Origin of the sequence: Granulicella aggregans (assembly GCF_014203275.1) — a bacterium.
Lineage (GTDB): Bacteria > Acidobacteriota > Terriglobia > Terriglobales > Acidobacteriaceae > Edaphobacter.
The window spans coordinates 1-9,975 of sequence record NZ_JACHIP010000046.1 but is presented as its reverse complement, the minus strand read 5'-3'; the positions used below and the strand labels follow the sequence as shown (position 1 = coordinate 9,975).

Sequence of the window (9,975 nt, the reverse complement as noted above, 5' to 3'; positions counted from 1 at the left end):
GCAGGCCAAGAAGAAGAACCACTACGGCAGCACTTGCAAAAAGAGTTTGGATGCGCGGCATATAACTCCTCATGGTCTGCACCGCCACGGTCCAGATGCCTAAACTATCAGCACAGAGTACACCCGCGAAGGAATAAGCTCCGGCAAAACGGGATTAGCGGAAGTTTCGACTCCGCCGCACCGCCCCGACCGACGATGTTACCGCAAACAGCGACTTTGCGGGCTTCGTGAGTGGATTGGTAAACGCAGCGGGCCTATCGGTACTAATCCCATCGCAATAGCGTTCTGCGATAGGATCAGCTCGTAGATACTTCGGAGAACGAATGAAATCCGTTTTTTTCTGCCTCTGTGTGGGCATACCCCTCGCGTGCTGTTCGATTGCTACCCCGACGATCGGCCAAGGACCAAGCGCTCAGATCCCAACCTACCGCTCTGGTTTGAAATCAATTGCCATTCCGTCTCCTACTTCTGACCTGAACGAAGTCGGCTCTGACTACCGCGTGCTCCTAGAGCACTTGGCCCCTGATACCAACCGACTGATCGCAGGGTACGTGCTTGCCGACGATGCTGCGAATCTTCGAGGGGAAGTCCCAAAAGGTGCTTCCCGATACGCCCTTGTCGAGACGTTGCGCCGCGCCGAGTTTGCTGAGGTGGATGCTACTTCTTTCAAGCAGATGTCTGCCACACTTGCCCAGCAATACGGAACGGGCCAGAACAATCCACAGACGGATCTTAAGCCGCTACAAGATGAGCTTAACCACAAGCTTAAGGCGCTGGGGTCTGCGAACGAAGTTGCACTCGACAAACCTGTTCAACTTGGTGCGTTCTTCACCAGACCTGATGCCTACTGCTTTGGAATGATCTCGCCAATTTCCAGTGGAGAGTCTTCCATCAATATGGTTACGGCAGTGATAGTTCTCCGGGTTCAAAATCGGCTGCTGTACGCCTATGTCAGTGCCCGTTATGCAGGTGATGAATCAGTCAGATGGACGCGTAGCACCAGCGAGCAGTGGACTGATGCCATCTTGAAAGCGAATCAATAATACAGAGCCACATCCACAGTCATCGCGATCAGTTACGAATGACAAGTGTTCTTCCCCGGAAACGGCATTCGGGGAAGCTTCGCGACTGGCCATTATCGCGAATACGTCATTTCGAACTTATCTCCCACGGAACCCGGTAAGCAGGTTTGAGCAGAGCGGTTGCCTTTGCCGCCCCCTGCGTGAAGGCAAACCGCTCGGCATCCCAGACAAGTGGCTCATGAGTCCGCACTGCGATGCAGCCAAGCAGGAGTGTCTCGACGATAGGAGCTTCAAACTCATAGTTGGCTCGCGCCGGCGGGCCACCTTTGCAGGCATCAATCCATTCCGCGTAGTGCGCCGCATTGGCCCCGCTCGCAGTCCCGCCAAGTTCCGGCGCTTCACTTCGGAAAGGTTCCTGTACTGAAGCTCCCTTCGGAAATGGCATCTCTAGCTTGCCGCTCGGCGACAAAACGCGCGGATTTTGACCCATAAATGCCGTTAGCAGCTTACCGTGCTCGCCGTGATAGATCACACCTTCTCCGTCTTCGCCGATTTGCTCGGACACAGGGAGTTCCGATGGACGCGCGGGCTCAATGCCACCATCAAACCAGTTGATGCGTAGCGCCGGACGAGTGCTCGTAGCGTCAAAGTCCATGTGGACGGCCGAGGCGACGGGATAGCAATCTGGAAAGCGATCGGTCGTGCTGGCTTCGATCCGGGTTGCGGCTTGTAAGCTGAGGGCTCGCGCGAGTGTGTCGAAGCCATATTCGCCCATATCACCGAAAGCCCCGCATCCAAAGTCATACCAGGCACGCCATATGAAGGGCATGTAAGCATGATTGAAGGGACGAAAAGGCGCAGGGCCAAGCCACATATCCCAGTTCAATCCGGCGGGTACGGGGTCGGCCTGTATCGGCGTTGGCAGTCCTTGAAGCCAGAACTTCGATGCCCGCTTAGTCCAGATATCAACAGAGCGAACTGAACCGATGGCACCCGAGGCCAGGATGTCATGGATCTGCTGCGAAGCCGGGAGGTTGGAATTGAAGATGGAGACCTGCGTGGCTCGACGCGTCCGCGCTGCCACCCGAACCATCTCACGGCATTCCCAGACGTTATGTGCCATTGGCTTCTGGCTGTAGACGTGCTTGCCTGCTCGCATGGCGGCGATGGCGATGACAGCATGCCAATGGTCTGGTGTGCTGATCGCAACCGCGTCTAGGTCCTTCTCCTTGGCGAGCAGTTCGCGGAAGTCTTCATAAGCGGTGCAGCCGGTCGCCGGTCGCCCTGCCTGTTTGCCATAGAAGGCATTCACAATGCCCTGGGCGGCATCACGTCCGGCGGTAGGACCGGAATGATTAGCCCCCCAGCTGGTATCGCCGAGAACAGTACGAACCTTCTCGCGAAGCTCGTTTGGTCCCCATTCCAGGTAATCGCTGCTCAGGCGGTTGACGTCGCATACGGCGATGACTCTTACCTGTGATAAGCGCAACAGGTCGAGCAAAACCCGCAGCCCTTGAGAACCTGTGCCGATGCAGGCAACTGTGAGCTTGTCACTCGGCGCGGATCGTTCTGCCGATGACTTGAGGCTAGGCAAACTCAAACCAACGGCGGACGCACCGACGCTGTAAAGCAGTTCCCGACGATTCAATTGCTATCTCCGAGGTACAGTATCCCAAGCCATCGCGAAAGACTACACGGTACGGCCAGCCGTTGTCCGATTCACGTAGCTTCCGTCAAGCGTCGCGGGTCGCTATAGGGTACGGGGCAACCAAGGAAGGCGCTTACGTCCGCCGCAAGAAGCAGACGCAGAGGGCGACCTGATTACAAGGAGCAGGCAGTAGGGACACCGCCTCGGGCCTGCCATTGAAAGGCGCGGGTGGTTTCCGAAAAATGGGATGAGCAGGTCTCCAAGATCGGAGAGACTGTTTCTCATGAAAAAGCCTACGCATCACCTTATCGCTGAAGTTCCACGCAGCAGCTCGAAGGTCGAGATGACGATCGGGATCGACCTTGGAGATGTCTGGAGCCATTACTGCACGCTCAACCAGGACGGTGAAGTAGTTGATCGGGGTCGGTTCCGAACGACACCCACAGGTGTCGACAAGTGGTTTACCGATCTGCCACGAGTTCGGATCGCGATGGAAGCGGGAACACATTCCATCTGGATCAGCGAACAGTTGCAGGAGCTTGGTCACGAAGTACTTGTGGCCAACGTTCGAGAGCTGCGGGCCATCTCGCACAGTGATCGCAAGAGTGACCAGGTAGATGCGGAGAAGCTGGCACGCTATGCGCGACTGGATCCAACGATCCTCCGGCCTATCTCGCACCGGACTGTCGCACAGCAGGAAGCACTCACCTTGATCCGCGCCCGCAACCTGCTGGTCCGTCTGCGGACGGCTGCGGTGAACGCAACGCGTGGTCTTGCGAAGCCATGTGGCTATCGCTTACCAGCGTCCTCCACGCTCTGCTTTGCGAAGCGATGTATGGAGGTGCTGCCACCTGGACTCGTGCAGGCACTTGGCCCAGTGCTCGAACAGATCGCCTCGTTGACGGTGAAGATCAAGCACTACGACCGTCTCGTCAAGCAGCTCACCCAGACCGAGTACGCCGAGACCCAGGCTCTGATCAAGGTCTACGGCGTGGGCGAGCTTACGGCCCTTACCTATGTTCTGACGTTGGGCAACAAGCAACGCTTCAAGCGAAGTCGCGACGTCGGATGCTACCTCGGCCTGCGGCCGAGACGCAGTCAGTCCGGAGACCGCGACCCGCAACTGGGCATCACGAAGGCGGGTAATGTCTACCTGCGGTCCCTGCTGGTCGAGTGCGGGAACCATGTCCTCGGGCCGCGAGGAAAGGACTCGACGTTGCGACGGTGGGGCTTGCACCTGGCGGAACGCGGAGGCAAGCAGTCGCGTAATCGAGCCATCGTCGCCGTCGCCCGCAAGCTTGCTGTTCTGCTCCATCGCATCTGGGTCACGCAACAACCGTACGTCCCGTTCCATGCCGAAGCAGCCTGAGGAACCGAATCATGTTTACCGTTGCTAAACCCCGCGTCCCGATGACTGCGTGTCGGTGTGGGCCTTCACAAGGCCGTCCGAAAACGAGCAGCATCGACTTCTCCGTCTGACCCCATCCCGTCACAGAGCCAAGAACGGCTCACTCAAAGTGCGAATAGAAACAAGGTGGAGAGGCAACAACAACCGGAACAAACAACAGCAAAGGCAAAGACGCTACGAAAGAAAAAACAAGAACAAAAGCCGCTTGACATAAAGTGACCTGCTCATAGAAACAACGACTTTGCGGGATTGCGCGTTGCTAATAGGAGCGCGGCGATGGGACGAGACGGAACACTGCTACTTCTTCGCTGGCATCAGCAATCTTTTAGGTGTCGCAGCCCGAGTTGCCTTCCCGCCTGCTTCGATCAGCAGTTGCTTCGACTTAGCGTAGTCGTCATTGTCCAGGCCATTGCATCTCGAGTACCCCAATTCATTCTCTCTGGGATCTTTTTCCTGCACGATGGGTCGTCCGCAATTTGCTGCATTCAGGTAATCCAGGGCCGTACGCCCCGCTCCGTCTTTCCTATGCGCGTCGGCACCCGCTTTTAGCAAAATCGCGATTTCGTCAGGCTCCCCACGCTGGACTAACAGCATCAGCGCTGTCATTCCAACATCGTTGCTCGCGTTTACGTCTGCCCCCGCGTTTAGAAGGTCTTCGTCCGCCATACCCGTAACAGCCGAAGCCATCAGCGCCGTTTCCCCTCTTAGAGACCTGACGTTTACGTCTGCGCCTGCTTTGAGCAGTTCGCCGACAACCGATCCATCCCATGAGCCAGCGGCGTACATCAAAGGGGTCCAGCCACTCGCGTCACCATCGGTCAGCTTATCGCCCTTCGCGGTTGCGGCTTGAATTCCCGCCATGTCGTGGCTATGCGCGGCGTCCATGAGCTTCGTCTTGCCCGGCTTGGGCAGATACTCGTAACTGATATCGACGATGCTTTCGGCCTTTGGGTCACCGTGCCGCCACTGGTGCGAGTTGCTCGCTGCATCGACTGCGAGTTCAAGCTCTTCAAAGATCGGCGGCGCGATATCGCCATAATCGCTGACGCTCTTCTCCCGGCCGCCAATGCGCATTTTTAGCGAACTGCTTCCGCCGTCCATCAGTCCAGCACGGTAGTAGTGGCCGCACAACCCCCAGGCATCCGGAGTACGAAATCTTTCCAGTAACGACCTGGCTTGATCGGAACTTATGTGCCCCCTCTGCGAAAGGCTTCTTTGTTTCCAGACGATTGAACCGTCAGCGCTGACCCTTACAGTTTCGTTCCATCGACTCACCTCCACAAAATCGCCGGCGGTTACAGCCGAAGGAGGTACGCGATCGACGGTAGGCGGACATGCGGAGCGCTCAAGCCCCGTCGTAGAGATCGAAAGCACTCGGACGCTGCCGGTTCCATCCAGTTCCACCTTGGTCACTGGCTGGCTGTCGTACCCGTCATTAGGCGGATCAAGTTGAAAATGAAATGTGACTCTATCGGATTGCCCCGAGGTCTCGGCTGCTGCGAAATGCCAAGCCTTCACGTTTTCAATCGCCACACCTTGCAACATCAGAGGCCCGGAGATCGGCTTCACGTCAGCTGTGCTGCCTTCCGGCGTCTTCCGGAAGCTCACAACTACGTCACCCTGAACGCGTGCGGCTCGGGCAATTGGCGGATAGTCTAAGACGGGCAAAGAATTGGGAACCGCAGCTTGTGCCCGACAGGCATCAATGGCCAGCCCGAACGGAGCTAGCAGGATCAGTGTCCAAAGCCTTGTCATATCTGCCCAACATGATAGCGGTTGCGGTGGTTCGCGAAAAACGGGATTTGCAGCAAATTCGTTCCAAGCGTTTCCGCGAACGAGCCTGAGGCCTTTATTCGTTTTTTCTACGGACGTAGAAGAAACGTAACAAGAGGCGAAAACGATGGCGAAGAGCAGGTTTGTGAGCTACCTGAGGGTCTCAACGGCACGGCAGGGAACTAGCGGCCTGGGCCTCGAAGCGCAGCGCGCCGCCGTCGCCGAATTCCTCAACGGGGGAGACTGGACCTTGGTGCAGGAAGTCCTAGAGGTTGAAAGCGGCAAGCGCAATGATCGGCCAGCCCTCGCGACCGCCCTCAAGCTCTGCCGAAAGCACCGCGCTACCCTGGTGATCGCCAAGCTGGACCGTCTGGCCCGCAACGTCGCCTTCATCTCAAACCTGATGGAATCCGGTGTAGAGTTCGTGGCTGTCGATATGCCCCAGGCGAATCGGTTCGTGGTGCACATCCTGGCCGCCGTTGCAGAGCAAGAAGCCGAGGCCATCTCGAAGAGAACCAAGGCTGCCCTCGCAGCTGCGAAAGCGCGGGGAACGAAGCTTGGCGGCCGGCGCGTCTCGGCTGAGCGGTTCGCAGAGATCGGAGCTGCCGCGCGCCAGGTGCGTAGCCAGAAAGTGAGCCAGGTCCGCTCTGGGCTCCTTCCGACCATCACAGCCATACAAGCCACCGGCGCGAGCTCGCTCCGCGCGATCGCAGCAGAACTTAACGTTCGCGAGATCCCGACGCCCCGAAGACTCGGGGAATGGTCTGCGGTCCAGGTGCAAAGGGTGATGGGAAGATAGATAACGCCTTTACGTATGTAGATTCCATGCAGGGAAGAGCTATTGCGTCCCTACCCAACGAGGCCCTTTGCATCCTTCAGATAGCGTCTGCGAAAGTGTGTAAGCACCCTCGGATCTTTCCGAAGGAAAGGCCACTTCATCCACTACAAAGCGACCATCTTCTCGCACCACAGTATCCACAACGCGCCATGACCCCGGGCCATCAGATGCTCGATACGTAAAGCTCACGGTGACATGGAAGGAGCCATCCTTTTCTGCCTGTGTGCTCTCAATCCGGAAGGTACCAGGGTAGGTTCGCTCGTTGCCTCCGGTGAACATCCCAGCTTCCGACCAAGCAAATGGAGCCTTGATCATCTGTCCGCGGTTTTGTCGAAACCAGTCTTGCGCACAGATCCGGGCTGTTCCCATCTTTAGAAGCAGAGACCGGCTGAGATAGGGTGCAAAGATTCTCCTATTTGCCCCGTCAAGAAGACCCGACGGGGCGCGAACCAAAACTTTGCCGTAAAGGCCTTTCACCGTGCGTTCAGGACCGTCTACAGAGGCGCTTGGCTTACTGGTGTGCGCCTTACTGCCGGAGGTCGAAACTATCGCGAGCAACAAAAGGACAGGATGACGGAACTGGACCATGCGCGGATGCTAACGGAAGAGGTCCTGTTCCTGCAAAATCTTAGTCTTTGACTAATATGAGAACTCTTGCTTGGTCGTCGCACGTGTGTACCTGGCTGAAACGTCCGTTTCAGGAGTAACAAGCCAAATGCGGGCCGCGCATGCCTAGTGCTTGGCTTCTGTGAAAGCTTCGGCTATTGGATCGATGTAAAGCTTCTCAAGTGTTCCGTTCGAGATGAAGTTTGATCGGTAGCCGTCGTCAATTGCAGCAAGAGACCACACCCATTCATATGCGCTGATGTCGAAACGAAGGGTCACATTGCAGGACGCTTCAGCAGCCTTTGCCAATCGAAGGTGGCCCTCCACTCGAAAGTCCGCATATGACTTCGCTGGTGAGAGATGTCTGGGGAGCGTGTACTTGTGAATGGAGCGCCGATTGAGCGATAGGGGCTTCGCAGAAGGCGTAGAAGCATCCTTGTGGTTCCCTAAATCTACGACGATGTCATCGCCCTCAGTCTGCGTTTTGGTATAGAAATCGTGTTCTTCAAAATACTGAATTGCTTTGCCCTCAACCGCTTGGCACGGAGCGGCAATCTGCCGGCTCGCAGTGGAGTCGGCATTAGGAAAGGGCAATAAGAACAACAGAGTGAGCACCGGTGCCAGCATCGGTATCCAGTCTACTTTTTCGGGAGGCTTACTGAAACGGTGGTTTCAGTGAGTACAGTGGTTGCGTATCACGCCTGGCCTAAGCTCTTGGTTTGGCACAGCAGTTAGTTCTTGGCAGCTGCAGCGGCAACAATGACGGCAACAATCAGGCCCGTTGCTATTCCGATTCCGATATATGCCTTGGTGTGATCAGTGTGTTTGTGGGTCAGAGAGTTGTACCCGCCATATCCACTCTTCACCTTCTTCACGTCTGCATAGGGGAACGTCACATCACCGTCCTGGTCTACGTCGTGGAAGGTAAAGTCATCTTGTCGCGAAGATTGAAACGTTCCATAACGCTCGGGAGCCTGCATGAACACAACACTGATTTTGTCACCGGCCTGTAGCGTCGAGACCTTGGCTATGACGGCTGATTGCCTAGACGAAGGCCGGACTGGCTGTTGAGCCCCAGTCGCCATGGAACCAAAAGTGCAGAGGACGAGAGTTGCAACTGTTTTTCTCAGTGGAAGTCGCATGCGAACACCGTACCGGGCGCAATCGATTTTCGCAAACTGCCACAATCCGCAGCTCTACGATCACCCACGACAACTCCGGTTGTCGTGGGCTCAACTGGCAACGCAATATTTTTGGCATTGGCCGCGCGGTGGCGAGCCATATGCAGACACGAGCTATTCGTGCCGCAGAGCATCCATCGGTTCCACCCTTGAAGCCCGTGTAGCCGGAATCCATGCCGCCACCAAGGCCACCGTCAGCAGAATCGCGGCCGTTGCGATCAGAGATGCGGGGTCGCGTGCCTCCAGACCGTAGAGCATCGACTTCACCAGCTTTACCGCAGCCAGCACGGCGGCAATACCCACCGCGACTCCGAGGACGCATAGCCACACCGCCTCGCGCAGCACCATGGAACGGACGGTGTTTCGTTGCGCTCCCAGCGCCAGCCGAATGCCGATCTCGTTGGTGCGCTGGGTCACCGTGTACGCCATGATGCCGTAGATGCCTACCATAGCCAGCAACAGCGCGAGCAGGCCGAAGCCCGAGGTAAGCGTGGCGAATAGCCGCTCCTGTTGTAGGTTTGCGTCGATCTGCTGTCTCTGCGTCCTAACCTGGGTGAGCGGTATGTCGACATCGATGTTGCGGACAATCTTTCGCATCTCCTCGGCCAGCGCGTCAGGCGACCGCGTGGAGCGCACCATGAATGTGGCCCCACGGAACTCCTTCTTATCCACGTATAGGTCGAAGTGGATTGGTCCCGCAGGCTGGCGCACACTGTTGTAGAGCGTGTCTGCGCAGATGCCAATGATTGTGCGGTAGTGCTTCACGTGCTTCTCGTCTTCATCGTCTTTAAAGCGGCGGCCGATGGGATCAGAGTTCGCGAAGAACTTGTGCGCTAGGGACTCGTTGATGATTGAGACCGAAGGTGAAGTCGCCGTGTCCTGCTGGCCGAAGCCGCGCCCGCGTACGATCCGTATTCCGGCAGTGTTGAAAAAGTCCCGGCCAACCATCATCAGATTGGGGTAACGGCTGGGATCTTTTTCATCTATGGCTACGGGAGCAACTCCCTCGATATCGAAGTCGCCGTCCCAGCTGCTGTTGGAGAGGAACGATGGTGTCTGTACCGACACACTGGTCACCCCCGGAGTTGCAGCCAACTGTCTTTCAAGCTGGTCAAACAGCGCTGGCGCGGCCGCACCGGGATACCTTGCCTCGGGCGCGCTGAGATCGAACAGCAGCAGATTGTCTGCCTGGATGCCTGTTTGCACCCGGTTCAGGTTGATCAGCGTCCGGAGAAAAAGTGCCGAACTGGCGACGAGCAGAGTAGAGAGTGCGATCTGAAAAGCAACCGTCAACTTGCCGGACCACGCCGAACGGCGTCGAGTGATGGACTGCGAAGTCTCTTTCAGGCCACGGTTCGGATCTTCGCGGGTTGCGCGCCACGCCGGCAGGATGCCGAAGAGTACCCCTGTCAGTAGGGTGACGCCCGCTGCAAACCCAAAGATCACCCAGTTGAAACGAACATTGGAGGTGTATCCGTCGAACGATGTCTCCATCAGTC

Annotated in this window: 8 protein-coding genes; 3 read left to right on the top strand and 5 right to left on the bottom strand. The window is 57.0% G+C overall.

Annotated elements, in window-relative coordinates; genetic code table 11:
* Positions 1-323: 323 nt before the first annotated feature.
* Positions 324-1,043: a hypothetical protein gene (locus tag HDF16_RS29315; protein WP_184224387.1), complete on the top strand. Its 720-nt coding sequence runs from the start codon at positions 324-326 to the stop codon at positions 1,041-1,043.
* Between the two features lie 106 nt (positions 1,044-1,149).
* On the opposite strand, the gene HDF16_RS29310 is transcribed toward HDF16_RS29315, so the two are convergent.
* A complete protein-coding gene (locus HDF16_RS29310; protein WP_184224386.1) occupies positions 1,150-2,670 on the bottom strand; it encodes a Gfo/Idh/MocA family protein in 1,521 nt (506 codons plus the stop codon).
* A 283-nt stretch (positions 2,671-2,953) separates the two neighbouring features.
* Between HDF16_RS29310 and HDF16_RS29305 the strand changes: the two genes are divergently transcribed.
* A complete protein-coding gene (locus HDF16_RS29305; RefSeq protein WP_221313406.1) occupies positions 2,954-4,039 on the top strand; it encodes an IS110 family transposase in 1,086 nt (361 codons plus the stop codon).
* Positions 4,040-4,375: 336 nt separating this feature from the next.
* Here the strand turns inward: HDF16_RS29305 and HDF16_RS29300 are convergent, their stop codons facing one another.
* The gene (locus HDF16_RS29300; protein WP_184224385.1) at positions 4,376-5,833 is read right to left on the bottom strand and encodes a TonB family protein; all 1,458 of its coding nucleotides are present in this window, start codon (positions 5,831-5,833) and stop codon (positions 4,376-4,378) included.
* A gap of 145 nt (positions 5,834-5,978) precedes the next feature.
* Between HDF16_RS29300 and HDF16_RS29295 the strand changes: the two genes are divergently transcribed.
* On the top strand, positions 5,979-6,650 hold the full coding sequence (locus tag HDF16_RS29295; protein WP_184224384.1) for a recombinase family protein: 672 nt from the start codon (positions 5,979-5,981) through the stop codon (positions 6,648-6,650).
* A 771-nt stretch (positions 6,651-7,421) separates the two neighbouring features.
* Here the strand turns inward: HDF16_RS29295 and HDF16_RS29290 are convergent.
* The 3 genes from HDF16_RS29290 to HDF16_RS29280 all read right to left on the bottom strand — a co-directional run.
* Positions 7,422-7,922, bottom strand: coding sequence for a hypothetical protein (locus HDF16_RS29290; RefSeq protein WP_184224383.1), 501 nt, complete (start codon positions 7,920-7,922; stop codon positions 7,422-7,424).
* A 104-nt stretch (positions 7,923-8,026) separates the two neighbouring features.
* Entirely contained in the window at positions 8,027-8,437 is a 411-nt protein-coding gene (locus HDF16_RS29285) for a polysaccharide biosynthesis/export family protein (protein ID WP_221313402.1), read from the bottom strand.
* A 153-nt stretch (positions 8,438-8,590) separates the two neighbouring features.
* Positions 8,591-9,975: FtsX-like permease family protein (locus tag HDF16_RS29280; RefSeq protein WP_184224381.1), on the bottom strand; the 1,385-nt coding region annotated here is incomplete at its 5' end.

Coding starts and splice junctions, on each gene's coding strand:
- HDF16_RS29315 (WP_184224387.1), top strand. CDS start 324: ATGAAATCCGTTTTTTTCTGCCTCTGTGTGGGCATACCCCTCGCGTGC.
- HDF16_RS29305 (WP_221313406.1), top strand. CDS start 2,954: ATGAAAAAGCCTACGCATCACCTTATCGCTGAAGTTCCACGCAGCAGC.
- HDF16_RS29300 (WP_184224385.1), bottom strand. CDS start 5,833: ATGACAAGGCTTTGGACACTGATCCTGCTAGCTCCGTTCGGGCTGGCC.
- HDF16_RS29295 (WP_184224384.1), top strand. CDS start 5,979: ATGGCGAAGAGCAGGTTTGTGAGCTACCTGAGGGTCTCAACGGCACGG.
- HDF16_RS29290 (WP_184224383.1), bottom strand. CDS start 7,922: ATGCTGGCACCGGTGCTCACTCTGTTGTTCTTATTGCCCTTTCCTAAT.
- HDF16_RS29285 (WP_221313402.1), bottom strand. CDS start 8,437: ATGCGACTTCCACTGAGAAAAACAGTTGCAACTCTCGTCCTCTGCACT.